Raw genomic sequence first — 21,621 nt, forward strand, 5'->3', positions numbered from 1 at the left:
TCATTGCTTGCCGGCAGACGTGGTGTCCTGCCAGGAGAAAAATTCGCGCGCCTGTTGCGCGTCCAGTTGTATCTGTTGCTTCAAGGCATCGAACGACTCGAAGCGCTGCTCGTCACGTATCTTGTGCAGAAAATCCACGTACACGTGGCGACCGTAGAGGTCGCCGTTGAAATCGAACAGGTGCACCTCCAGCAACGGCCGCAATCCCTGTACTGTCGGCCGCACGCCGACGTTGGCTACGCCACGCCACGGCTCCCCCTCGACGCCGAACAGTTCCACCGCGAACACGCCGCTGATGGGCGAGGCCTTGCGGTGCAGGCGGATGTTGGCGGTGGGAAAACCGATGGTGCGGCCGCGCTTGTCGCCGTGGGCCACACGGCCGCACATGCGGTAGGGCCGCCCCAGCAACTGCTCCGCCTGCTCCATCTCGCCGCGTGCCAGTGCCTGGCGGATGCGCGTGCTGGATACCCGCTCGCCGGCCAGGGCGAAGGTGTGCATGTGCGCCACCTGAAAACCATATTTCTCGCCCGCCGCCTGCAGCAGGGAGAAATCACCACGCCGCCCAGCACCGAAGCGGAAGTCGTCGCCCACCACCAGATAGCGCACACCGAGCCCCTTGACCAGGATGCGTTCGATGAACTCCTCCGCCGGCAGCGTCGCCAGCAGACGGTTGAACGACAGACACAGCACCCGATCCACCGAAAAACGGCGCAGCGCCAGCAGTTTCTCGCGCAGCCGCGTCAGCCGCGGCACCGCATTGTTCGGCGCGAAATATTCCTGCGGCTGCGGCTCGAAGGTGATCACCGTGGTGGGCACGCCGTACTCGTCGGCCTTCTCCGCCAACTGCCCCAGCACCGCCTGGTGGCCGAGGTGCACGCCATCGAAATTGCCGATCGTGGCGACGCAGCCGTGGTGACGGGAGGAGAGATTGTGCAGGCCGCGAATAAGCTCCATGACGGACAACGGAAAATTAAGGGGGAATGATTATAAAGGAGTTTGCCGTCAACCGCGCCCCAGCAGTTGCCGCGGTCGCACGCCGAGCAGCAACAGCACGACGCAATAGACGGCGGCACCGAGCGGCACCCACAGCAGCAACTGCCCCACCCGCACCGCGGTATCCCACACAACCCACTGCTCGAGACTGCCCAGCCCCCACCACAGCAGCGCCCCCATGGCCAGCGCCGCCAGCAGCACCTGGCCGACGAGCCGCCCCCAGCCGGGCTGGGCGCGATAGACGCCGTCGCGGCGCAGGTGGTGGAACAGCAGGCCGGCATTGAGGTAGGCCGCCAGCGAGGTGGCCAAGGCCAGACCGGCATGCGGTCCCTCCCAGCCGGCCAGCACCATGGGCACCACCAGACTCAGGTTGAGCACCATGTTCGCCGCCATGGCGTAGATGCCGACACGCACCGGCGTGCGCGTGTCCTGGCGGGCATAAAAACCGGGGGCCAGCACCTTCACCAGAATGAAGGCGGGCAGGCCGGCACCAAAGGCCATCAGGCTGAGGGTCGCCATGCGCACATCGTGCGCGCCGAACTCGCCATGCTGGAACAGGGTGGTGAGCAGCGGTCCGGCCAGCAGGATCAGGCCCACGGTGGCCGCCGTGCCGATGAGCACCACCCAGCGCAAGGCCCAATCCAGGGTGCGGGCGAAGGCCTCCGGGTCGGCGGCGGCGTGTTTCTGCGACAGGCTGGGCAGGATCACCGTCGCCAGGGCGATACCGAACACGCCGAGGGGAAACTCCACCAGCCGGTCGGAGTAATACAGCCAGGACACGCTGCCGCTGACCAGAAAGGAGGCGATGATGGTGTCGAGCAGCAGATTGATCTGCACCACCGAGGAGCCGAAGATGGCCGGCAGCATCAGCTTGAGGATGCGCTTCACGTCCGGGTCATTCCAGCCCCAGCGTGGCCGCGGCAACAGGCCAAGACGGGCCAGGAACGGCAACTGGAACAGCAACTGCACAACACCAGCAGCAAACACGCCCCAGGCCAGCGCCATGATGGGCGTCTCGAACAGGGGCGCCGCCCACCAGGCGGCGGCGATCATGCACACATTCAGCCACACCGGGGTAAAGGCCGGCACCGCGAAGCGGCCGTAGGTGTTGAGGATACCGCCCGCCAGGGCGGTGAGGGAAATGAACAGCAGGTAGGGGAAGGTGATGCGCAGCATCTCGCTGGTGAGCGCAAACTTCGCCGGCTCGTCCAGAAAACCCGGCGCAAACAGCGTCACCAGCCCCGGCGCCGCCAGCAGCGCGATGGCCGTGATCAGCACCAGGACCAGCCCCAGCGCACCGGACACATCGGCCACCAGCCGCCGCACCTCGGCCTGGCCGCGCTGGGTCTTGACCTCGGCCAGCACCGGCACGAAGGCCTGGGAAAAGGCCCCCTCGGCAAACAGGCGACGCAGGAAGTTGGGGATCTTGAAGGCGACGAAGAAGGCATCGGTGCCGCTGCCGGCGCCGAACACGTTGGCGAACACCATGTCGCGCAACAACCCGAGCACCCGCGACAGCAGGGTCATCACGCCCACTACCGCGGTGGATTTCAACAACTTGGCGCTCATGGTGGGCTGATTTCGGCCTATTCCGCAAAAGCGGCTATACTACCGCGCCGACCCGCCGCTCCGCCAATTTTCTCGTGCCGTGGCATTGACAGCGGGGGCCAAAAAAAGCATATTATGCGCCCTTCGACTTTTTGACCGTTTTTCGGGAGTACCGTCTTGGCCAATTCCGCACAAGCAAAGAAGCGCGCGCGTCAGGCTGAAAAGCACCGCGAGCACAACACCGCCCAGCGTTCCGCTATGCGTACCTTCGTCAAGAAGGTGCTGAAGGCGATCGGCAGCGGCGACAAGGCCCAGGCCGAGGCTGCCTACAAGGAAGCCGTTCCCGTGGTGGACAAGATGGCCGGCAAGGGCCTGATCCACAAGAACAAGGCCGCCCGCTACAAGAGCCGCCTGAACACCCGCATCCGCGCCCTGTAAGTTTCAGCGCATGCGCCATAAAAAAGCCGGTCTCTGACCGGCTTTTTTGTTTGTGCTTCTGGCAAGACGGGCGCCCGCCGCACGGGCATGAATCAAACCAGGATCAGGTTGTCGCGGTGGATCAGCTCCTCTTCATCCACATAACCGATCAATTCCTGGATACGACTGGTGGGCTGCCCCATCAGCTTGGCGGTTTCCTCCGCGCTGTAATTCACCAGCCCGCGTGCCACCTCCTGGCCCTGTTCGTCCACGCAGGACACCATCTCGCCACGCAGGAAGCGCCCCTCTACTGCCTTCACGCCCACCGCCAGCAGACTGCGGCCTGAGTCGCGCAGCACGCGCACCGCACCGGCATCGAGAATCAGCTTGCCGCGCAATTGCAGGTGGCCGGCCAACCAGCGCTTGCGCGCCACCATGGGCTCCAGATCGGGGGTGAACAGGGTGCCCAGCAGCTCGCCACCGATGATGCGATCCAGCACCTTGTCCTCACGCCCGTAGGCGATCACTGTTTCGGTACCGGAACGGGCGGCGAGGCGTGCGGCGCGCACCTTGGTCAGCATGCCGCCGCGGCCCAGGGCGCCGGCACTGCCGCCGGCCATGGACTCCAGCGTCGGATCGCCGGCCTGCACCTCATGCAGCAGTTTCGCGTCGGGATTGTTGCGTGGGTCCTTGTCGTACATGCCGGCCTGATCGGTGAGGATCACCAGCAGGTCGGCCTCGACCAGATTGGCGACCAGGGCCGCCAGGGTGTCGTTGTCGCCGAAGCGGATCTCGTCGGTGACCACGGTGTCGTTCTCGTTCACCACCGGCACCACGCCCAGTTCCAGCAGGGTGCGCAGGGCACTGCGGGCGTTGAGGTAGCGTTTGCGGTTCGACAGGTCGTCGTGGGTGAGCAGGATCTGCGCGGTGTGCAGGCCGAAGTTCTTGAAGCGTGACTCGTAGGCCTGCACCAGACCCATCTGCCCCACCGCCGCCGCCGCCTGCAATTCGTGCAGTGCCTGCGGCCGCTTCTTCCAGCCCAGCCGGGCCATGCCCTCCGCCACCGCGCCCGACGATACCAACACCACCTCGATGCCACGCTGGCGCAGGGCGGCCATCTGCTCCACCCAGGCGCTGATGCCGTCGAGGTTGAGACCGCGTCCGTCGTTGGTCAACAGGGCGCTGCCGATCTTCACCACCCAGCGTTTGGTCTGGGCAAGTTGCTGGCGTCGGTTCATGACTTTAAGAAGTGCTTACTCCGGTTCAGGAGCGGAATCGTTCGGTTCAGTCGCTACCGGCGGCGGCGCGGGCGGCAGCAGCTTGGCCCGCTCCTCCTCCAGATGTTCCATGATGCGGTAGGTTAGCTCGCGGGTTCCTTCGGCGGCAATGGCCGCCACACGGAACACCGGTCCGTTCCAGCCCAGACGCTGCACGATGTCACTGCAGTACTCGTCGCGCAGCTCTTCCGGGATCAGATCCAGCTTGTTGATCACCAGCCAGCGCTCGCGCGCCGCTAGTTCCGGATTGAATTTCTCCAATTCGCGCTCGATGACCTTCACCGCCGCTACCGGATCGGAATCATCCGGCGGCAACACATCCACCAGGTGCAGCAACAGATGGGTGCGCGCCAGGTGCTTGAGGAACTGGATACCCAGGCCCGCGCCTTCCGCAGCACCTTCGATAATGCCCGGGATGTCAGCGATGACAAAGCTGCGGTGCAGACCCACGCTGACCACGCCTAGGTTGGGATACAGGGTGGTGAAGGGATAGTCGGCCACACGCGGACGGGCCGAGGAGACCGCACGGATCAGGGTGGACTTGCCAGCGTTGGGCAGGCCGAGCAGGCCTACGTCCGCCAATACCTTCAGCTCCAGACGCAGGTTGCGGATCTCGCCCGGCGTGCCCGGCTTGGATTCACGCGGCGCACGGTTGACGCTGCTCTTGTAGCGCAGATTGCCGAGACCGTGGAAGCCGCCCTGGGCCACCTTGAGCAGTTGACCCGCCTCGACCAGGTCACCCAGCATCTCGCCGGTATCCTCGTCGTACACCTCGGTACCCACCGGGACATTGATGATCAGATCGGGGGCACTGGCACCGGTCTTGTTGTTGCCATAACCGGGCTCGCCATTCTGTGCCTTGAAACGGCGCTCGAAACGGAAGTCGGCCAGGGTATTGAGGCCGCCATCGGCACACAAAAATACGCTGCCGCCGTCGCCGCCGTCGCCGCCATCCGGGCCGCCGAAGGGGATATATTTTTCGCGACGAAAGCTGACACAGCCGTTGCCGCCCTTGCCGGCCTCGACGCGTATGGTGGCTTCGTCAACGAATTTCATGATGGGGAGATATCAAGTTTCAGGTTGCAAGGTAGTAACAGGGGCGGGCGGATGGGGCCTTTTCTTGTCACTAGCGACTTACAAAACAAAAAACCCCGCCATGAGAGACGGGGCTTTCTGCGCTGCCATCCACTGCCGTTTTACTCGGCGGTGATGACGCTCACGAACTTGCGGTTGTTCGGCCCCTTGGTCTCGAACACCACACGGCCATCCGCCTTGGCGAACAGGGTGTGGTCCTTGCCACAACCGACGTTCAGGCCCGGGTGGAAGTGGGTACCGCGCTGACGCACCAGGATGTTGCCGGCGGTAACCAGCTGGTCACCGAAACGCTTCACGCCGAGGCGCTTGGCGATGGAATCGCGGCCATTACGAGTGGAGCCGCCTGCCTTTTTATGTGCCATTGCTATTTACTCCCGCGTTCAACCGGCCTTGATGCCGGTGATCTGCAGCTCGGTGTAGTACTGACGGTGGCCCTGCTGCTTGCGATGGTGCTTGCGGCGACGGAACTTGATGATCATCACCTTGTCGTCGCGTCCCTGGGACTTGACGCTGGCGGTCACCTTGCCACCGGTCACATAGGGCGCGCCGATCTTGATGTTGTCGCCGTCGGAGACCATCAGGACCTGCTCGAATTCGATGTTGCCACCCGCATCCACGGGGAGCTTTTCCACTTTAAGGGTCTGACCTTCGGTCACCCGGTACTGCTTGCCGCCGGTTACGAATACCGCGTACATGACTAAATCTCCACAAGACCAACCCGTCCCCGGGCCGGAACCTAATCGAAAGACCGGCGATTTTAGCGACTTCACCCCCGCAGGTCAAACACTCTGTGGGGCCAAAAAGCGACTGCAGCCGGCGGGCGGGAAGTATAGCGCCTCGCAACGTGGCTTGACACTCCCCCGGGCCTTACCTAGCATGCCCTGCTTCACTTTACTTCACTTCCCAAAGACCCCAAACCGCCCGCCATGGAAATCCAAGACGTTCTGGACCTGATTGCCGACGACAAGCAGGCCGTCGACCGGCTGATCCAGGCCCGTCTGGCCTCCAATGTGGTGCTCATCGACCAGATCAGCCACTACATCATCAACAGCGGCGGCAAGCGCCTGCGCCCGGTGCTGGTGCTGCTGGCGGCCCGCGCCCTGGGTTACCAGGGCACGCACCACATCGACCTGGCGGCAGTGGTCGAATTCATTCACACCGCCACCCTGCTGCACGACGATGTGGTGGACGCCTCCGAGCTGCGCCGCGGCCAGCAGAGCGCCAATGCGGTATTCGGCAACGAGGCCAGCGTGCTGGTGGGCGACTTCCTCTACTCCCGCGCCTTCCAGATGATGGTGGATGTGGGCAGCATGCGGGTGATGCAAATCCTGTCCGATGCCACCAACACCATCGCCGAGGGCGAGGTGCTGCAACTGCTCAACTGCCACGACCCGGACACCACCGAAGAGCGCTATATGGACGTGATCCATTACAAGACCGCCAAGCTGTTCGAGGCGGCCTGCCAGCTGGGTGCCGTACTGGCCGGACGGCCGGCCGATGAGGAACAGGCCATGGCCCGCTATGGCATGCACCTCGGCACCGCCTTCCAGCTGATTGACGACGTACTGGACTACAGCGCCTCCAGTGAACAGCTGGGCAAGAACATCGGCGACGACCTGGCCGAGGGTAAGCCCACCCTGCCCCTGATCTACGCCATGCGCCATGGCAGCCCGGAACAGGCCGCGCTGATCCGCAGCGCTATCGAAAACGGCGGCCGGGAAAACATGGCGGAGATCACCGCGGCCATTGAATCCACCGGAGCCATCGCGTACACTTCGCGCTCCGCACGGCAGGAAGCCGATCGCGCCTTGGCCGAGCTGGCGAATTTCCCGGATTCGCCCTACAAACAGGCCCTGGCAGCGCTGGCGGAATTCTCGGTCGCTCGCGCGTACTGATTTGATTTTCGGGGTGTAGCTCAGCCCGGTAGAGCACTGCGTTCGGGACGCAGGGGCCGTAGGTTCAAATCCTATCACCCCGACCAACACCGTCGTCTTGGCCTTCCCTGGCCGTTGCGACACAAGTCCATCCGTGGACACAAAAAACCCGCTGTCTTGCGACAGCGGGTTTTTTATTTCCGGTCCGATGAAACCCATGCCGCGGGGGACGCCAGCGGCACGGGGCTTGCGCCGACTAGAACGGGATATCGTCGTCGAAATCGTCGAAGTTACTGCCGCCACTGCTGGCAGGGGCGCTCCGCCCCCCCTGCGCCTGCTGGCGTGCCGGTTGCGGCGCCGCCGCCTCCTGCTCCTGGTTGAAATCGGCGCTGGAGGCACCGCGGCCGCCGGCGCTGCCGAGCATCTGCATTTCGTTGGCGACGATCTCGGTGGTGTAGCGGTCCTGGCCACTCTGGTCCTGCCACTTACGGGTCTGCAGACGGCCCTCGATATATATCTGGGAACCCTTTTTCAGGTACTCACCGGCGATCTCGCCCAGACGACCGAACATCACCACCCGGTGCCATTCGGTACGGTCCTGCATCTGGCCGGTCTGCTTGTCCTTCCACTGATCCGTGGTGGCGATGGTGATGTTGGCGATGGCGCCGCCGTTGGGGGTGTAGCGCACTTCGGGGTCACGGCCCAGATTGCCGACCAGAATTACTTTGTTCACGCCTCGTGCCATGCTGCTGTCTCCGCTAAAACCTTGGTTGATTGTGTGCCCGTTCCCTGGGCCTGAGCCAGGATTGTATCAGGACTCCGGCAGCGAATACCGCTCCAGGGCCGCACGATCCAGCTGCTGGTCGTCGACCTTCAGGTAAGCCACACCTTCCGCGCCATTCACCACGGCCTCCGTCACGCCACGCACCCCGCGCAGCTCGCTGGCGAGCACGGCAGCCTGGGCCGGGTCCAGAACCCCGACCTTGAGGAGATGGCTGGCCAGGTAACGCGGCTGGCGCATGCCCAGGGCCGCCAGCCACCACAGGCCCAGGGCCGCGGCACAGAACAGGAACACGCTGTGCAGGCCATAGTGGCCGTGGAGCCAACCGCCGCTGGCGCCGCCGATGAAGGCGCCGACGAACTGTGAACTGCTGTACACCCCCATGGCAGTACCGCGGGCGTCGGCCGGGGCAAACTTCGACACCAGCGACGGCAGCGTGGCCTCCAACAGGTTGAAGGCGGTGAAGAACAACAGCAGCAACAGTGCAAGGCTGCCCAGACCGTCACCCAGCGTCCCCATGCCCGCCATGGCCAGCGCCAGCGCCGCGATCGCGCCCAGCAGCACCTGTTTCAGCTTACGCTTCTTCTCCGCCACGATGATGAAGGGAATGGCCAGGGTAATGGCCAGCACCATCACCGGCAGGTACAGCAGCCAGTGCCGCGCCGGGGCAAAGCCGATGTCACGCAACACCAGCGGCACCACCACGAAACTGGCCGTAAGCACCATGTGCAGCATGAAAATGCCGAAATCGATGCGCAGCAACTGGCCATCGCGCAGGATGCGGCCAAACTGTCCGGCCACCGGCTCGGCATCCGGGTGCCGCTGCGTGACCTGGGGGTTGGGTACGACGACAAACAGCAGGGCGATACCGCCCAGGGCCAGGGCGGCGGTGAGCCAGAAGATACCCGGCACACCAAACCACTGATTGAGCACAGGACCCAGCACCATGGCCACCACAAAGGACAGACCGATGCTCATGCCAATGAAGGCCATCGCCTTGGTGCGGTGCTCCTCACGGGTGAGATCGGCCACCAGCGCCATCACCGCCGCCGCCACCGCGCCAGCGCCCTGCAGGGCGCGGCCGATGATGACGCCCTGGATGGAGTCGGCTGTCGCCGCCACCACGCTGCCCACGGCGAAGATCACCAGGCCGGCGGCGATCACCGGCTTGCGGCCTAGGCGGTCGGAGGCCATACCGAAGGGGATCTGCAACAACGACTGGGTCAGGCCGTAGATACCGATGGCCACACCGATGAGCAGCGGCGTGACATCCTCCAGGTGTTCGGCATACAGGGCAAACACCGGCAGGATCATGAACATGCCGAGCATGCGCACGGCGAAAATACCGGCCAGCGCGGCGGCGGCGCGGCGCTCCAGCGCCGTCATGGAAGTTGAAATCATTGCTAGGTGGTTTCCTGACCCTGCGTAACCGTATTTATTACAGGGTATTGCTTTGCGTCGTGGAATGGCTCGGGCGTATATTAACAAGTTCTTTTGCACCCGGAAAACGGCATGGACACTATACGCATACGCGGCGCGCGCACGCACAATCTGCAAAACATCGACATCGAGTTGCCGCGCGACAAGCTCATCGTCTTCACCGGCCTATCCGGTTCCGGCAAATCCTCTCTGGCCTTCGACACCATTTACGCCGAAGGCCAGCGTCGCTACGTGGAGTCCCTCTCCGCTTATGCGCGCCAGTTTCTCTCCATGATGGAAAAGCCCGATGTGGATCACATCGAAGGGCTGTCACCGGCCATTTCCATCGAGCAGAAATCCACCTCACACAATCCGCGCTCCACCGTCGGTACCGTCACCGAAATCCATGACTACCTGCGTCTGCTCTACGCCCGCGCCGGTGAACCGCGCTGCCCCGAGCACGACACCGTGCTGGAGGCACAGACCGTCAGCCAGATGGTGGACCAGGTGCTGGCGCTGGCGGAAGGCACGCGCCTGATGCTGCTCGCCCCCATCGTGCAAGATCGCAAGGGCGAACACCTGCAACTGCTGGATGAATTGCGTTCCCAGGGCTTCGTGCGCGCCCGCATCAACGGTGAGGTGGTCGAACTGGATGCGGCACCAAAACTGGACCTGCGCCGCAAACACACCATTGAGGTGGTGGTGGATCGTTTCAAGGTGCGCGCCGATGTGGCGCAACGTCTAGCCGATTCGTTCGAAACCGCGCTCAAGCTGGCCGATGGTATCGCCCGCGTAGTGTTCATGGACGGCGAACAGGACGATCTGATGTTTTCCGCCCGCTTCGCCTGTCCGCTGTGCGGCTATGCCCTGAGTGAACTGGAGCCGCGCCTGTTCTCGTTCAACAATCCTGCCGGTGCCTGCCCCACATGCGATGGTCTCGGCGTAAAACAGTTCTTCGATCCGGCGCGCGTAGTGGTGCATCCCGAACTGAGTCTGGCCGAAGGTGCGATCCGCGGCTGGGATCGTCGCACCGTCTATTATTTCCAGTTGCTCAGCGCGCTCGCCGATCATTACGGCTTTGACATCGACACGCCGTTCAACCAGCTCACCGCCGAGGTGCAGCAGGTGATCCTCTACGGCAGCGGCGAGGAAGAGATCGAGTTCACCTATTTCTCCGAGCGCGGCTTCAGCCGCCAACGCCGTGAACCCTTCGAGGGTGTGCTGCCCAACATGGAGCGACGCTACCGCGAAACCGACTCCAATGTCGTGCGCGAGGAGCTGGCCAAGTACCTGAGCCAGAAACCCTGTCCCGACTGCCACGGTACGCGCCTCAACCGCTCGGCACGCTACGTGTATGTGGCCGGCATGAGCCTGCCCGAGGTCTCCGCCATGGCGGTGGGCCGCGCGCGCGAATTTGTCAGCACCCTGACCCTGCCCGGACGGCGCGGCGAGATCGCTGCCAAGATCCTTGCCGAGATCGGCGCCCGCCTCACCTTCCTGGTCAACGTGGGACTGGATTACCTGTCACTGGATCGCAGCGCCGACACCCTCTCCGGCGGCGAGGCGCAACGCATCCGCCTTGCCAGCCAGATCGGTGCCGGCCTGGTGGGTGTGATGTACATCCTCGATGAACCGTCCATAGGTCTGCACCAGCGTGACAATGAGCGACTGCTGGAGACGCTGACCCGCCTGCGCGACCTCGGCAATACCGTCATCGTCGTAGAGCACGACGAAGATGCCATCCTGCGTGCCGACCATGTGGTAGACATCGGTCCCGGGGCCGGCGTGCACGGCGGCCGCATCGTGGCCCAGGGCACGCCCAAGCAGGTGATGGCCAACAGGGATTCGCTCACCGGCCAGTATCTCTCCGGTGCCCGGCGCATCCAGGTGAGCGGCGGCCGTACCGCACCCGATCCGCAGCGGCAACTTGCCATTCGTGGCGCCAGTGGCAACAATCTCAAAGGCGTGAATGTCGACATCCCCGTTGGCCTGCTCACCTGTGTCACCGGCGTGTCCGGCTCGGGCAAATCCACCCTGATCATCGACACCCTTTACCGCCACGCCGCGCTGGCCCTGAACGGCAGCGGCGAAGACCCCTCACCCTGCGCCGAAATCCTCGGCCTGGACCAGTTCGACAAGGTGGTGGACATCGATCAGAGTCCGATTGGTCGCACGCCGCGCTCCAACCCGGCCACCTACACCGGCCTGTTCACCCCCATCCGCGACCTGTTCGCCGGTACCCAGGAGGCGCGCGCCCGCGGCTACAACCCTGGCCGCTTCTCGTTCAACGTCAAGGGCGGCCGCTGCGAGGCCTGCCAGGGCGACGGCCTGATCAAGGTCGAGATGCACTTCCTGCCCGACATCTACGTGCCGTGCGACGTGTGCAAGGGCAAGCGCTACAACCGCGAAACGCTGGAGGTTCGCTACAAGGGCAAGAACATCTACGAGGTGCTGGAGATGACGGTGGAGGATGCGCGCGTGTTCTTCGATGCGGTGCCACCCATCGCGCGCAAGCTGCAGACCCTGATGGACGTGGGACTCACCTACATCAAGCTGGGCCAGAGCGCCACCACCCTGTCCGGCGGCGAGGCCCAGCGCGTCAAGCTGGCCCGTGAGCTGTCCAAACGTGACACCGGCAACACCCTCTACATCCTCGACGAACCCACCACCGGCCTGCACTTCCACGACATCCAGCAGTTGCTCGATGTGCTTCACCGCCTGCGCGAGCACGGCAACACCATCGTGGTGATCGAGCACAACCTGGATGTGATCAAGACCGCCGACTGGCTCATCGACATGGGTCCGGAGGGCGGCGACAAGGGCGGCACCCTGGTCACGGCCGGCACGCCGGAACAGGTGGCCGCGTGTCCAGACTCACACACCGGTCGCTTCCTCAAACCACTGCTGGAACGGGAACGCCCAGCGCGCAAGAAAAAATAGAGGCTTAAGGGTGGCAGATATCTAGGGAAGATATGAATAAGTCCATCCTGGACTTCTCAGCCCACGCGAATCGAACAGTGTGCTTTTCGATTCGCGTCATGTGCCAACGATTTATGGTCGTTGGAACATGGCGGCACATCCCTGTGTCGCGGAAGCTCTGAACTTATTCAGGGCTTCCCCGGGCGCGGTCGTTGTCCAGTCGGATGCGCGCCCCGATGGCAAGACCGAGCTGCTGGGCGGCGCTGCCCTGATTTACGGCCAGCTCGATCAGGCCATTGGCGTTTTCGTACCAAAAGGCCGCGCCCGACGCCACGGCGCCGAAGGTGCGGGCATAGCGTAGTTGCCGTCCACCCGCGCTGATGAGGGTGGCGGGAGATACCGTGGCCGCGCGCAGCCCGGTCATGGCATTGCCGAAGTGGTCGACATAGATCGCCTCGGCCAGATCATCGGGCCAGTCGTTGTGCGAACACGCCATCGACTCACCCGGAGGCGTCTCACCGCGCGCCAGCCGGGCCGCTACCGGGGCGAACAGATCACGGCCGTGGAAGCTGGCAGAGAGATGCGACGGCCGCCACGTAATCTCCCAGCAACGACAGGCGGTGGCACGGCGCCGCACCAGCTCGAACAGGCCGTTGTCCGGGCCGACATACCAACGACCATCAGCCTGCAACATCACCGGGCGACGTGCTGCCGTGCCGACCCCCGGGTCGACCACTGCGAGAAAAACGCTGCCGGCGGGAAATTCGTTCGTATACGCTGCCAGCAGATAGGCGCTGGCGCGCGGATTACAGCGCGGCGCATCGTTGAACAGGGTGACCACCGGCACGCCAGGCGCCTCGCGATACAGCACCGCCTGCATCTGCCCCATATACGGACCGGTGGGTCCGAAATCGGTCATCAATACCAGCATCATTGCCCCCCTGGCCACCACTCCCACACAAACAAAAAAGCCGGGCAGAGCCCGGCTTCTTCTCAGCGCAAAACCAACACGCTTATTCCTCGCTAGCCTCGACCACCTCGCCGGCCTGTTCCGGACGGTCGACCAGCTCGACGATGGCCATCGGCGCAGCGTCACCGGCACGGTAACCGCACTTGAGGATACGCAGGTAACCGCCCGGACGGGCCTGGTAGCGCGGACCCAGCTCATTGAACAGCTTGGTCACCACATCGCGGTCGCGCAGACGGGCGAAGGCCAAGCGGCGCTTGGCAACGGAATCTACCTTGGCCAGGGTGATCAGCGGCTCGGCAACGCGGCGCAGCTCTTTTGCCTTCGGCAAGGTGGTCTTGATGATCTCGTGCTGCAGCAGCGAGGCCGCCATATTCTTCAGCATGGCCTTGCGGTGGCTGCTGTTGCGGCTCAGTTGCCGACCAATATTACGATGACGCATGGGCGTATCCTTAAAATCCTAGACTAACGTTGCTGAGGTCACGCAGCCGGCTCAAGCGCCGACCTTGTCTTCATCCTTTGCTCGCAGGCTTGCCGGCGGCCAATTCTCCAGGCGCATGCCCAGGGACAGGCCACGGGAGGCCAACACGTCCTTGATCTCGGTAAGCGACTTCTTGCCGAGATTCGGCGTCTTGAGCAGCTCTACTTCGGTGCGCTGAATCAGGTCGCCGATGTAGTAAATATTTTCCGCCTTCAGACAGTTGGCCGAACGTACGGTCAGTTCCAAGTCGTCCACCGGACGCAGCAGAATCGGGTCGATGGCGGGCTCCGCCACATCTTGACGCGACTCCTTCTTGCCCTGCAGGTCGACAAAGGCCGACAGCTGCTCCTGCAGTATGGTCGCAGCACGGCGAATCGCTTCATCCGGCTCGATGGTGCCATTGGTTTCCAGCTCAATGATCAGCTTGTCCAGATTGGTGCGCTGTTCCACACGGGCGCTGTCCACCGTGTAGGACACACGGCGCACCGGGCTGAAGGAGGCATCGATCTGCAGACGGCCGATGGGACGGCTCTCATCTTCGCTGTTGAAGCGCTGGTTGGCCGGCTGGTAGCCACGCCCGGTATTGACCTTCAGCGTCATATTCAGCTCACCGGACTTGGTCAGGTGGGCGATAACATGTTCCGGGTTCAGCACTTCTACACTGTGATCCAGCACGATATCGCCGGCGGTCACGGGGCCAGGCCCTTTCTTGCTCAACTTCAGCACGGCTTCATCGCGGCCGGCCATGCGCAGGGCAACCCCCTTCAGGTTGAGCAGGATTTCAATGACGTCTTCCTGCACACCTTCGATGGTGGTGTACTCGTGCAGCACGCCATCAATTTCGACTTCAACGATTGCGCTGCCGACCATGGACGACAGCAAAATGCGACGCAGCGCGTTACCCAGGGTATGACCAAAACCGCGCTCGAGCGGCTCCAAGGTCACCTTGGCGCAGGTGTCGCTGATCTTCTCCACGCCCACCAGGCGCGGCTTGAGCAATTCTCCAACTGAGCCCTGCATGTACAGTCCTCTCTCGTATCTGCTGGACCGAATTCCAACCGGTGCCACCCCCTACTTCCGCAGGAGGCGGCCCACCCCGCCCCTTACTTGGAGTAGAGCTCGACCACCAGCTGTTCCTGAATCTCCGCGGGCAGCTCGCTGCGCTCCGGCTTGGCCTTGTAGACGCCCTGTAGCTTGTTCACGTCCACCTCAATCCATTCCGGGAAACCACGCTGCTGGGCCAGCTCAACGGCAGCCTTGACGCGCAGCTGCTCCTTGGCACGGGCAGCAATGGCAACGACGTCGCCCGGCTTGACCACATAACCCGGGATGTTCACCTTGTTGCCGTTGACGGTCACGCCGTTGTGACGAACAAGCTGGCGCGCCTCGGTGCGGGAGACGCCAAACCCCATGCGGTACACGACATTGTCCAGACGCGACTCCAGCAACTGCAGCAGGTTTTCACCGGTGTTGCCCTTGATACGGTCGGCTTCGGCGTAGTAGCTGCGGAACTGACGCTCCAGCACGCCGTAAATACGACGCATCTTCTGCTTCTCACGCAGCTGACGTGCGTAATCGGACAGACGGGAACGGCGCTGGCCATGCTGACCCGGCGGGAACGGGCGATTTTCGATCGCGCACTTGCTACCGAAGCACTTCTCGCCTTTGAGGAACAGCTTCTCGCCTTCGCGGCGGCACTGGCGACACTTGGAACCGATATACCTAGCCACTTTGTTCTCCTGCTTACACGCGACGCTTCTTGGGCGGACGGCAACCGTTGTGCGGAATCGGCGTCACGTCGGAAATGCTCATAATCTTGAAGCCCTTGGCATTCAGGGCACGCACAGCGGATTCACGACCGGGGCCGGGACCCTGCACACGCACTTCCAGGTTCTTCATACCGAACTCCAACGCCTTGGCGCCGCAGGTCTCCGCCGCCACCTGCGCGGCAAACGGGGTGCTCTTGCGCGAACCACGGAAGCCGGAGCCGCCAGAGGTCGCCCAGCACAGGGCATTACCCTGGCGATCGGTAATAGTAACGATGGTGTTGTTGAAGGAAGCGTGAACGTGGGCGATACCGTCCACTACATTCTTCTTTACCTTCTTACGTGTACGTGAAGCCGCTGCTGCTTTTGCCATGTGTAAGTCCTAGTTAACAGCCATGTCCGGGCCGGAGCACGGACGGTTGCCGATTACTTCTTGATAGCGCGACGCGGGCCCTTGCGGGTACGCGCATTGGTACGGGTACGCTGACCGCGCACCGGCAGTCCGCGACGATGACGCAGGCCGCGGTAGCAACCCAGGTCCATCAGACGCTTGATATTCATGGAAATCTCGCGGCGCAGGTCGCCTTCCACGGTGAACTTGGCGACCTCGGTGCGCAAACCCTCAACTTCCGCCTCGCTCAGGTCCTTGACCTTGGTTTCGGGGCGAACGCCAGCGGCGATACAAATCTTCTGGGCACGGGTGCGGCCGATACCATAGATTGCGGTAAGCGCAATCACGGCGTGCTTCTGCACCGGGATGTTAATGCCAGCTATACGGGCCATCGAGCCTATCCTCAGCTATAAAACGGACGCCACCACCCCAAGGCGGTGAAACGCGCAATGTTACTGTTGAAACCTTGCTTGGTCAAGCGCCAGCCACAGGGACCGGCGCAGTTTACCTTACCCCTGGCGCTGCTTGTGGCGGGCGTCGGAGGAACAAATCACCCGAACCACGCCCTTGCGGCGCACAATCTTGCAGTTACGGCAAACCTTCTTGACAGATGCCTGAACCTTCATCGTCGTTCTCCCAAATAAAAATGCCAGGCCGGTTTAGCGGGGGAAACCTGCGCCACCGTGCCCCTTAAGATTCGCCTTCCTCATCAGCCCCTCGTACTGGTGGGACATCAAGTGCGCCTGAACCTGCGCCATGAAGTCCATAGTCACCACCACGATAATCAGCAGCGAGGTACCGCCGAAGTAAAACGGTACGTTCCAGTACAGAATCAGGAACTCCGGCAGCAGACAGACCAAGGTGATGTAAATCGCGCCGGCCAGGGTCAGCTTGCTCAAAATACCGTCGATATAGCGGGCAGTCTGCTCACCGGGACGGATCCCGGGAACAAAGGCACCCGACTTCTTCAAGTTCTCCGCCGTGTCCTTGGGGTCGAACATCAGGGCGGTATAGAAGAAGCAGAAAAACACTATGGCTGCTGCGTAGAGCCCCACGTACAGCGGTTGCCCCGGCGACAGGGTAGCCGCCATGTCGGACAACCAGCCCATACCCTCGGCACTACCGAACATCCCACCCAGCGTGGCTGGGAAAAGGATGATACTGGAGGCGAAGATCGGCGGAATCACACCGGCCATGTTCACCTTCAGCGGCAGATGGCTGGTCTGCCCTGCGTACATCTTGCGGCCCTGCTGACGCTTGGCATAATTCACCGTAATACGCCGCTGACCACGCTCCACGAACACCACAAAGGCAGTGACCGCCAGGGCGCCAGCGAACAGCACCAGAATCAGCAGCGCATTGAGCTCGCCGGTACGGGCCAACTCCAGCGTACCGCCGATGGCGGAGGGCAAGCCGGCCACAATACCTGCGAAAATGATCATCGAGATGCCGTTGCCGATGCCGCGCTCGGTAACCTGCTCACCCAACCACATCAGGAACATGGTTCCGGTCACCAGGGTCACCACAGTGACAAAACGGAACGCGATGCCCGGATCGATAACCAGCGGCAGGTTACCCGCCCGCTGACTCTCCAGCATGATCGCCACGCCAATACCCTGGAAAGTGGCCAAGGCCAGCGTACCGATGCGGGTATACTGCGTAATCTTGCGCCGCCCGGCCGCGCCTTCCTTGTTCAGCTGCTCCAGGTATGGCGATACCTTGGTGAGCAACTGCATGATGATCGATGCCGAGATGTACGGCATGATACCGAGCGCAAATACGCTCAAACGCTCAAGTGCACCACCGGAGAACATGTTGAACATGTCCAGGATGGTGCCACGCTGCTGCTCGAACAATGCCGCCAATGCCACCTGATCGATACCCGGGACCGGGATGTGCGCACCGATACGGAAAACCAACAACGCCCCCAGCAGAAACAGGAGGCGTTGTTTGAGTTCGGTCAGCTTCCCTCCGCCGAGGGCGCCGGCCATCGCGGCACGACTGGCAGCCACTATTCTTCGACCTTGCCGCCAGCCGCCTCGATGGCTGCGCGCGCGCCCTTGGTCACGGCGACGCCCTTGACGGTGACAGCCTTCTCGACCTTACCGGAGGCAATCACCTTGACGCGCTTGATCTCCTGACCGATCACGTTGGCAGCCTTCAGGCCCAGCAGGTCAACCACGTCGCCCGCCACCTTGGCCAACTCATGCAGGCGAACTTCGGCGCTGTCGGCAGCCTTGAGCGAACGGAAGCCAATCTTGGGCAGACGGCGCTGCAGCGGCATCTGACCGCCTTCGAAACCAACCTTGTGGAAGCCGCCAGCACGCGCCTTCTGACCCTTGTGGCCGCGACCAGAGGTCTTACCAAGGCCGGAGCCGATACCGCGACCGAGGCGCTTGCCAACCTTCTTGGCCCCTTCACCGGGCTTAAGCGTATTCAGGCGCATATTCAAGCTCCTTCAACCTTCAACAGGTAGGACACCTTGCTGATCATGCCGCGGGTGCACGGAGTGTCCTCAACTTCGACCGTATGATGCATACGACGCAGGCCAAGACCAGTGACGCACGCCTTGTGAGAGGCGAGGCGACCATGGGCGCTGCGAACCAGCGTAACTTTCAACGTATTCTTCTGTGCCATGGCTTATTCCAGAATTTCTTTCACCGACTTGCCACGCTTGGCGGCAGCCTGCTCGGGAGAAGACATTGCCGCCAGCCCGTTCATGGTGGCGCGCACCACGTTGTTCGGGTTGCTCGAACCAATGCACTTGGCCAACACGTTGTGTACGCCGGCCATTTCCAGCACGGCACGCATGGCGCCGCCGGCGATGATGCCGGTACCTTCGGAGGCCGGCTGCATGAACACCTTGGCAGCGCCGTGACGGGCGGTCACCGGATGCTGCAGGGTGCCGTTGGCCACGGCTACCTGGGTCATGTTCTTGCGCGCCTTTTCCATCGCCTTGGCGATGGCAGCCGGCACTTCACGTGCCTTGCCGGTGCCGATGCCGACCTTGCCCTGGCCGTCGCCAACGACAGTCAGTGCGCTGAAGGCAAACTGACGACCGCCCTTGACGGTCTTGGACACACGATTGACCGCGATGAGCTTCTCGTTCAGGCCATCGGTGCTCGGAGTTACGTCAAATCCCGCCATAATCTAACCCTTAGAATTCCAGACCGTTTTCGCGAGCGGCATCAGCCAACGCCTTGACGCGACCATGATATTTGAAGCCGGCGCGGTCGAAAGCGACCTGCGTGATACCGGCCGCCTTGGCCTTCTCCGCCACGGCCTTGCCTACGGCGACAGCCGCTTCGATATTGCCGGTGGACTTCAGGCCGCTCTTGATGCCAGCCTCCAGCGTGGAAGCAGCAGCAACAACCTCGGAACCATTGGGCGCGATGACCTGCGCGTAGATATGGCTCGGAGTACGATGGATACAGAGGCGATAGGCACCCAGTTCCCGAATCTTGGAACGGGCACGCAGAGCGCGGCGCAAACGGGCAGTTTTTTTGTCGTTCATAGCTTAAGACCCTACTTCTTCTTGGCCTCTTTGCGGATGATCTTCTCACCCGCGTACTTGATACCCTTGCCCTTGTACGGCTCGGGGGGGCGATAGGCGCGAATGTCCGCGGCCACCTGCCCTACCTTTTGCTTATCGGAACCCTTGACCACGATCTCAGTCTGGCTCGGGGTTTCGATGGTGATACCTTCCGGCGCGTCATACTTGACCGGATGAGAGAAACCGAGGGTCAGATTCAGGGTCTTGCCCTGAGCCTGAGCGCGGTAACCCACGCCGACCAGCTCCAGCTTGCGCTCGAAGCCCTGGGTAAGGCCGCGGAAGATATTGGCCACCAGCGCGCGGGTGGTACCCACCATGGCGACGTTGGCTGGAGTCTGGCTGTGCGGGGCAAAGCGCAGCTCGTTACCTTCCATCTTGATGCTGACGTCACCGCGCACCATATGAGTGACGGCACCCTTGCTACCCTTGATGTTGAGCGCCTGTCCTTCGACGGCCACCTGCACACCGGCAGGGATCACAACAGGATTGAGAATTCTTGCCATGTCACGCCACCCTTAAGAGACAAAGCACAGGACTTCGCCGCCGTGGCCAGCCTTGCGGGCGGCACGGTCGGTCATCAGACCGGCTGAAGTGGAAACAATGGCGATACCCAGACCGCCGCGCACCTTCGGCAGCTCATTCTTGGCCTTGTACTGACGCAGGCCAGGACGGCTGATGCGGCGCAGCTCTTCGATGACCGGCTTGCCCTGGTAATACTTGAGGGCGATCTTCAGCACCGGCTTGCCGGCGGAGGCATCCACCGAGAAATCGGTGATATAGCCTTCGTCTTTCAGCAGCTGGGCGATATTCACCTTCAGCTTGGAGGAAGGAATCGAAACCTCATGCTTCTGCGCACCCAGGGCATTGCGGATGCGCGTCAGCATATCGGCTATCGGATCAGTCATACTCATTGTATCGATATCCCTTAGTTAAGTAATTCTTACCAACTGGCCTTGCGCAGACCAGGCACGTCACCACGCATGGTGGCTTCACGCAGCTTGTTGCGGCCCAGGCCGAACTTGCGATAGAAACCGTGCGGGCGACCGGTCAGGCTGCAGCGATTGTGCTGACGCACCGGACTGGAATCACGCGGCATCTTCTGCAACTGCAACTGCAGGGCGTCGCGCTCTTCAAAGCCGAGATCCGGATTCTGCAGCTTGGCCTTGATGTCGGCGCGCTTGGCGGCGTACTTGGCTACCAGCTTGGCGCGCTTCAGCTCGCGCATCTTCATGGAGGTCTTCGCCATGACTTGTGCCCCTTAAGACTTGAACGGGAAGTTGAAGGCACGCAACAGGGCGCGGCCGTCATCATCATTAGTGGCGGTGGTGGTGATGGTGATATCCATGCCACGCAACGTGTCGATCTTGTCGTAATCGATTTCCGGGAAAATGATCTGTTCCTTCACGCCCATGCTGTAATTACCCTGGCCGTCGAAAGACTTGGCGCTCACACCGCGGAAGTCTCGCACGCGAGGGATCGCAATGCTGATCAGCCGATCCAGAAACTCATACATACGATCGCCCCGAAGGGTCACCTTGCAACCAATGGGCCAGCCTTCACGAATCTTGAAGCCTGCGACGGATTTGCGCGCCTTGGTGGCAACCGGCTTCTGACCGGCAATCTTGGTCATGTCAGCCAGGGCGTGCTCCAGCACCTTTTTATCGGCGGCAGCTTCACCCACACCCATGTTCAGGGTGATCTTGGTGATACGCGGCACCTGCATGACGTTGGCATAGCCGCGCTCCTGCATCAGCTGCGGCACAACCGTATCTTTGTAAAACTGCTTCAGTCTAGCCATCATTGCCTACCCGACTCACGCGTCCACGACTTCGCCGTTGGACTTGAAGAAACGAACCTTGCGGCCGTCCTCGAGAACCTTGATCCCGACCCGATCGGCCTTGCCCGTCGCGCTATTGAACAGGGCGACATTGGACACGTGGATGGAAGTTTCCTTCTCCACGATACCGCCGGGGGCACCCTTGAGGGGATTCGGCTTCTGGTGCTTCTTCACCATGTTCACGCCCTCGACCACGACACGGTCGGTCGGCAGAACACGCAGCACATTGCCGCGACGCCCCTTATCCCGGCCGGTAAGGACGACTACTTCGTCACCTTTCTTAATCTTGCGCATCATCTCTAC

28 protein-coding genes and 1 tRNA gene are annotated in these 21,621 nt (G+C 62.3%); 4 read left to right on the forward strand and 25 right to left on the reverse strand.

Annotated elements, in window-relative coordinates; translation table 11 throughout:
* Entirely contained in the window at nucleotides 1-954 is a 954-nt protein-coding gene (gene ribF, locus ACMV8A_RS05870) for a bifunctional riboflavin kinase/FAD synthetase (protein WP_495324836.1), read from the reverse strand.
* Nucleotides 955-1,002: 48 nt separating this feature from the next.
* The gene (gene murJ, locus ACMV8A_RS05875; protein WP_495324837.1) at nucleotides 1,003-2,562 is read right to left on the reverse strand and encodes a murein biosynthesis integral membrane protein MurJ; all 1,560 of its coding nucleotides are present in this window, start codon (nucleotides 2,560-2,562) and stop codon (nucleotides 1,003-1,005) included.
* A gap of 156 nt (nucleotides 2,563-2,718) precedes the next feature.
* Here murJ and rpsT point away from each other — a divergent pair, with 156 nt between their 5' ends.
* The gene (rpsT, locus tag ACMV8A_RS05880) at nucleotides 2,719-2,979 is read left to right on the forward strand and encodes a 30S ribosomal protein S20 (RefSeq protein WP_495324838.1); all 261 of its coding nucleotides are present in this window, start codon (nucleotides 2,719-2,721) and stop codon (nucleotides 2,977-2,979) included.
* Between the two features lie 92 nt (nucleotides 2,980-3,071).
* Here the strand turns inward: rpsT and proB are convergent, their stop codons facing one another.
* The 4 genes from proB to rplU form a co-directional block, all read right to left on the reverse strand.
* Complete coding sequence (proB, locus tag ACMV8A_RS05885; protein WP_495324839.1) at nucleotides 3,072-4,196, reverse strand: glutamate 5-kinase; 1,125 nt, start codon at nucleotides 4,194-4,196, stop codon at nucleotides 3,072-3,074.
* Nucleotides 4,197-4,211: 15 nt separating this feature from the next.
* The gene (gene cgtA, locus ACMV8A_RS05890; RefSeq protein WP_495324840.1) at nucleotides 4,212-5,291 is read right to left on the reverse strand and encodes an Obg family GTPase CgtA; all 1,080 of its coding nucleotides are present in this window, start codon (nucleotides 5,289-5,291) and stop codon (nucleotides 4,212-4,214) included.
* A 140-nt stretch (nucleotides 5,292-5,431) separates the two neighbouring features.
* Nucleotides 5,432-5,692 (reverse strand): 50S ribosomal protein L27, encoded by a 261-nt coding sequence (gene rpmA / locus ACMV8A_RS05895; protein WP_495324841.1) that lies wholly within the window; start codon nucleotides 5,690-5,692, stop codon nucleotides 5,432-5,434.
* Between the two features lie 18 nt (nucleotides 5,693-5,710).
* The gene (gene rplU / locus ACMV8A_RS05900) at nucleotides 5,711-6,025 is read right to left on the reverse strand and encodes a 50S ribosomal protein L21 (RefSeq protein WP_495324842.1); all 315 of its coding nucleotides are present in this window, start codon (nucleotides 6,023-6,025) and stop codon (nucleotides 5,711-5,713) included.
* Nucleotides 6,026-6,256: 231 nt separating this feature from the next.
* Between rplU and ispB the strand changes: the two genes are divergently transcribed.
* Both ispB and ACMV8A_RS05910 read left to right on the forward strand, forming a co-directional pair.
* The gene (gene ispB, locus ACMV8A_RS05905) at nucleotides 6,257-7,225 is read left to right on the forward strand and encodes an octaprenyl diphosphate synthase (RefSeq protein WP_495324843.1); all 969 of its coding nucleotides are present in this window, start codon (nucleotides 6,257-6,259) and stop codon (nucleotides 7,223-7,225) included.
* Between the two features lie 9 nt (nucleotides 7,226-7,234).
* Nucleotides 7,235-7,311 (forward strand) — tRNA-Pro (locus ACMV8A_RS05910).
* 149 nt (nucleotides 7,312-7,460) lie between these two features.
* On the opposite strand, the gene ssb is transcribed toward ACMV8A_RS05910, so the two are convergent.
* Nucleotides 7,461-7,949 carry a single-stranded DNA-binding protein gene (gene ssb, locus ACMV8A_RS05915; RefSeq protein WP_495324844.1) on the reverse strand — a complete coding sequence of 163 codons (489 nt, stop codon included), beginning with the start codon at nucleotides 7,947-7,949 and terminating at the stop codon, nucleotides 7,461-7,463.
* A gap of 66 nt (nucleotides 7,950-8,015) precedes the next feature.
* On the reverse strand, nucleotides 8,016-9,386 hold the full coding sequence (locus tag ACMV8A_RS05920) for an MFS transporter (protein WP_495324845.1): 1,371 nt from the start codon (nucleotides 9,384-9,386) through the stop codon (nucleotides 8,016-8,018).
* 111 nt (nucleotides 9,387-9,497) lie between these two features.
* Between ACMV8A_RS05920 and uvrA the strand changes: the two genes are divergently transcribed.
* Nucleotides 9,498-12,344, forward strand: a complete 2,847-nt coding sequence (gene uvrA / locus ACMV8A_RS05925) for an excinuclease ABC subunit UvrA (protein WP_495324846.1) — start codon at nucleotides 9,498-9,500, stop codon at nucleotides 12,342-12,344.
* 163 nt (nucleotides 12,345-12,507) lie between these two features.
* Here uvrA and ACMV8A_RS05930 read toward each other — a convergent pair whose 3' ends face one another.
* The 17 genes from ACMV8A_RS05930 to rplX form a co-directional block, all read right to left on the reverse strand.
* Nucleotides 12,508-13,257 carry an SAM hydrolase/SAM-dependent halogenase family protein gene (locus tag ACMV8A_RS05930; protein WP_495324847.1) on the reverse strand — a complete coding sequence of 250 codons (750 nt, stop codon included), beginning with the start codon at nucleotides 13,255-13,257 and terminating at the stop codon, nucleotides 12,508-12,510.
* Between the two features lie 79 nt (nucleotides 13,258-13,336).
* A complete protein-coding gene (rplQ, locus tag ACMV8A_RS05935) occupies nucleotides 13,337-13,732 on the reverse strand; it encodes a 50S ribosomal protein L17 (protein ID WP_495324848.1) in 396 nt (131 codons plus the stop codon).
* Nucleotides 13,733-13,783: 51 nt separating this feature from the next.
* Nucleotides 13,784-14,791 carry a DNA-directed RNA polymerase subunit alpha gene (locus ACMV8A_RS05940; RefSeq protein ID WP_495324849.1) on the reverse strand — a complete coding sequence of 336 codons (1,008 nt, stop codon included), beginning with the start codon at nucleotides 14,789-14,791 and terminating at the stop codon, nucleotides 13,784-13,786.
* Nucleotides 14,792-14,874: 83 nt separating this feature from the next.
* Nucleotides 14,875-15,501 (reverse strand): 30S ribosomal protein S4, encoded by a 627-nt coding sequence (gene rpsD / locus ACMV8A_RS05945; protein WP_495324850.1) that lies wholly within the window; start codon nucleotides 15,499-15,501, stop codon nucleotides 14,875-14,877.
* 13 nt (nucleotides 15,502-15,514) lie between these two features.
* Entirely contained in the window at nucleotides 15,515-15,910 is a 396-nt protein-coding gene (rpsK, locus tag ACMV8A_RS05950) for a 30S ribosomal protein S11 (protein WP_495324851.1), read from the reverse strand.
* A 53-nt stretch (nucleotides 15,911-15,963) separates the two neighbouring features.
* Nucleotides 15,964-16,320, reverse strand: a complete 357-nt coding sequence (gene rpsM / locus ACMV8A_RS05955; protein WP_495324852.1) for a 30S ribosomal protein S13 — start codon at nucleotides 16,318-16,320, stop codon at nucleotides 15,964-15,966.
* A gap of 117 nt (nucleotides 16,321-16,437) precedes the next feature.
* A complete protein-coding gene (rpmJ, locus tag ACMV8A_RS05960; protein ID WP_239289393.1) occupies nucleotides 16,438-16,554 on the reverse strand; it encodes a 50S ribosomal protein L36 in 117 nt (38 codons plus the stop codon).
* Between the two features lie 33 nt (nucleotides 16,555-16,587).
* Nucleotides 16,588-17,919, reverse strand: a complete 1,332-nt coding sequence (gene secY / locus ACMV8A_RS05965) for a preprotein translocase subunit SecY (RefSeq protein WP_495324853.1) — start codon at nucleotides 17,917-17,919, stop codon at nucleotides 16,588-16,590.
* 20 nt (nucleotides 17,920-17,939) lie between these two features.
* Entirely contained in the window at nucleotides 17,940-18,374 is a 435-nt protein-coding gene (gene rplO, locus ACMV8A_RS05970; RefSeq protein WP_495324854.1) for a 50S ribosomal protein L15, read from the reverse strand.
* A 2-nt stretch (nucleotides 18,375-18,376) separates the two neighbouring features.
* Nucleotides 18,377-18,565: a 50S ribosomal protein L30 gene (gene rpmD / locus ACMV8A_RS05975; RefSeq protein WP_495324855.1), complete on the reverse strand. Its 189-nt coding sequence runs from the start codon at nucleotides 18,563-18,565 to the stop codon at nucleotides 18,377-18,379.
* 3 nt (nucleotides 18,566-18,568) lie between these two features.
* On the reverse strand, nucleotides 18,569-19,075 hold the full coding sequence (rpsE, locus tag ACMV8A_RS05980) for a 30S ribosomal protein S5 (protein ID WP_495324856.1): 507 nt from the start codon (nucleotides 19,073-19,075) through the stop codon (nucleotides 18,569-18,571).
* A gap of 10 nt (nucleotides 19,076-19,085) precedes the next feature.
* Nucleotides 19,086-19,442 (reverse strand): 50S ribosomal protein L18, encoded by a 357-nt coding sequence (gene rplR / locus ACMV8A_RS05985; RefSeq protein ID WP_495324857.1) that lies wholly within the window; start codon nucleotides 19,440-19,442, stop codon nucleotides 19,086-19,088.
* Between the two features lie 11 nt (nucleotides 19,443-19,453).
* Complete coding sequence (rplF, locus tag ACMV8A_RS05990; protein ID WP_495324858.1) at nucleotides 19,454-19,984, reverse strand: 50S ribosomal protein L6; 531 nt, start codon at nucleotides 19,982-19,984, stop codon at nucleotides 19,454-19,456.
* Nucleotides 19,985-19,996: 12 nt separating this feature from the next.
* Complete coding sequence (gene rpsH / locus ACMV8A_RS05995; protein ID WP_495324859.1) at nucleotides 19,997-20,392, reverse strand: 30S ribosomal protein S8; 396 nt, start codon at nucleotides 20,390-20,392, stop codon at nucleotides 19,997-19,999.
* A 29-nt stretch (nucleotides 20,393-20,421) separates the two neighbouring features.
* Nucleotides 20,422-20,727 carry a 30S ribosomal protein S14 gene (rpsN, locus tag ACMV8A_RS06000; protein ID WP_495324860.1) on the reverse strand — a complete coding sequence of 102 codons (306 nt, stop codon included), beginning with the start codon at nucleotides 20,725-20,727 and terminating at the stop codon, nucleotides 20,422-20,424.
* Nucleotides 20,728-20,739: 12 nt separating this feature from the next.
* Nucleotides 20,740-21,279, reverse strand: coding sequence for a 50S ribosomal protein L5 (gene rplE, locus ACMV8A_RS06005; protein WP_495324861.1), 540 nt, complete (start codon nucleotides 21,277-21,279; stop codon nucleotides 20,740-20,742).
* Nucleotides 21,280-21,294: 15 nt separating this feature from the next.
* A complete protein-coding gene (rplX, locus tag ACMV8A_RS06010) occupies nucleotides 21,295-21,612 on the reverse strand; it encodes a 50S ribosomal protein L24 (RefSeq protein ID WP_495324969.1) in 318 nt (105 codons plus the stop codon).
* Nucleotides 21,613-21,621: the final 9 nt, after the last annotated feature.

Source organism: Sulfurivermis sp. (genome assembly GCF_059410345.1).

Bases quoted from the DNA above. Each gene is read 5' to 3' on its own strand.
- rpsH (WP_495324859.1), bottom strand. From the start codon at position 20,392: ATGAGTATGACTGATCCGATAGCCGATATGCTGACGCGCATCCGCAAT.
- ACMV8A_RS05920 (WP_495324845.1), bottom strand. From the start codon at position 9,386: ATGATTTCAACTTCCATGACGGCGCTGGAGCGCCGCGCCGCCGCCGCG.
- proB (WP_495324839.1), bottom strand. From the start codon at position 4,196: ATGAACCGACGCCAGCAACTTGCCCAGACCAAACGCTGGGTGGTGAAG.
- rpsN (WP_495324860.1), bottom strand. From the start codon at position 20,727: ATGGCGAAGACCTCCATGAAGATGCGCGAGCTGAAGCGCGCCAAGCTG.
- rplX (WP_495324969.1), bottom strand. From the start codon at position 21,612: ATGCGCAAGATTAAGAAAGGTGACGAAGTAGTCGTCCTTACCGGCCGG.
- ssb (WP_495324844.1), bottom strand. From the start codon at position 7,949: ATGGCACGAGGCGTGAACAAAGTAATTCTGGTCGGCAATCTGGGCCGT.
- rplR (WP_495324857.1), bottom strand. From the start codon at position 19,442: ATGAACGACAAAAAAACTGCCCGTTTGCGCCGCGCTCTGCGTGCCCGT.
- ribF (WP_495324836.1), bottom strand. From the start codon at position 954: ATGGAGCTTATTCGCGGCCTGCACAATCTCTCCTCCCGTCACCACGGC.
- uvrA (WP_495324846.1), top strand. From the start codon at position 9,498: ATGGACACTATACGCATACGCGGCGCGCGCACGCACAATCTGCAAAAC.
- rpsE (WP_495324856.1), bottom strand. From the start codon at position 19,075: ATGGCGGGATTTGACGTAACTCCGAGCACCGATGGCCTGAACGAGAAG.
- rpmD (WP_495324855.1), bottom strand. From the start codon at position 18,565: ATGGCACAGAAGAATACGTTGAAAGTTACGCTGGTTCGCAGCGCCCAT.
- rplO (WP_495324854.1), bottom strand. From the start codon at position 18,374: ATGCGCCTGAATACGCTTAAGCCCGGTGAAGGGGCCAAGAAGGTTGGC.
- rpsM (WP_495324852.1), bottom strand. From the start codon at position 16,320: ATGGCCCGTATAGCTGGCATTAACATCCCGGTGCAGAAGCACGCCGTG.
- rpmA (WP_495324841.1), bottom strand. From the start codon at position 5,692: ATGGCACATAAAAAGGCAGGCGGCTCCACTCGTAATGGCCGCGATTCC.
- murJ (WP_495324837.1), bottom strand. From the start codon at position 2,562: ATGAGCGCCAAGTTGTTGAAATCCACCGCGGTAGTGGGCGTGATGACC.
- rplF (WP_495324858.1), bottom strand. From the start codon at position 19,984: ATGGCAAGAATTCTCAATCCTGTTGTGATCCCTGCCGGTGTGCAGGTG.
- rplU (WP_495324842.1), bottom strand. From the start codon at position 6,025: ATGTACGCGGTATTCGTAACCGGCGGCAAGCAGTACCGGGTGACCGAA.
- ACMV8A_RS05930 (WP_495324847.1), bottom strand. From the start codon at position 13,257: ATGATGCTGGTATTGATGACCGATTTCGGACCCACCGGTCCGTATATG.
- ACMV8A_RS05940 (WP_495324849.1), bottom strand. From the start codon at position 14,791: ATGCAGGGCTCAGTTGGAGAATTGCTCAAGCCGCGCCTGGTGGGCGTG.
- rplE (WP_495324861.1), bottom strand. From the start codon at position 21,279: ATGGCTAGACTGAAGCAGTTTTACAAAGATACGGTTGTGCCGCAGCTG.
- secY (WP_495324853.1), bottom strand. From the start codon at position 17,919: ATGGCCGGCGCCCTCGGCGGAGGGAAGCTGACCGAACTCAAACAACGC.
- cgtA (WP_495324840.1), bottom strand. From the start codon at position 5,291: ATGAAATTCGTTGACGAAGCCACCATACGCGTCGAGGCCGGCAAGGGC.
- rpmJ (WP_239289393.1), bottom strand. From the start codon at position 16,554: ATGAAGGTTCAGGCATCTGTCAAGAAGGTTTGCCGTAACTGCAAGATT.
- rpsK (WP_495324851.1), bottom strand. From the start codon at position 15,910: ATGGCAAAAGCAGCAGCGGCTTCACGTACACGTAAGAAGGTAAAGAAG.
- rplQ (WP_495324848.1), bottom strand. From the start codon at position 13,732: ATGCGTCATCGTAATATTGGTCGGCAACTGAGCCGCAACAGCAGCCAC.
- ispB (WP_495324843.1), top strand. From the start codon at position 6,257: ATGGAAATCCAAGACGTTCTGGACCTGATTGCCGACGACAAGCAGGCC.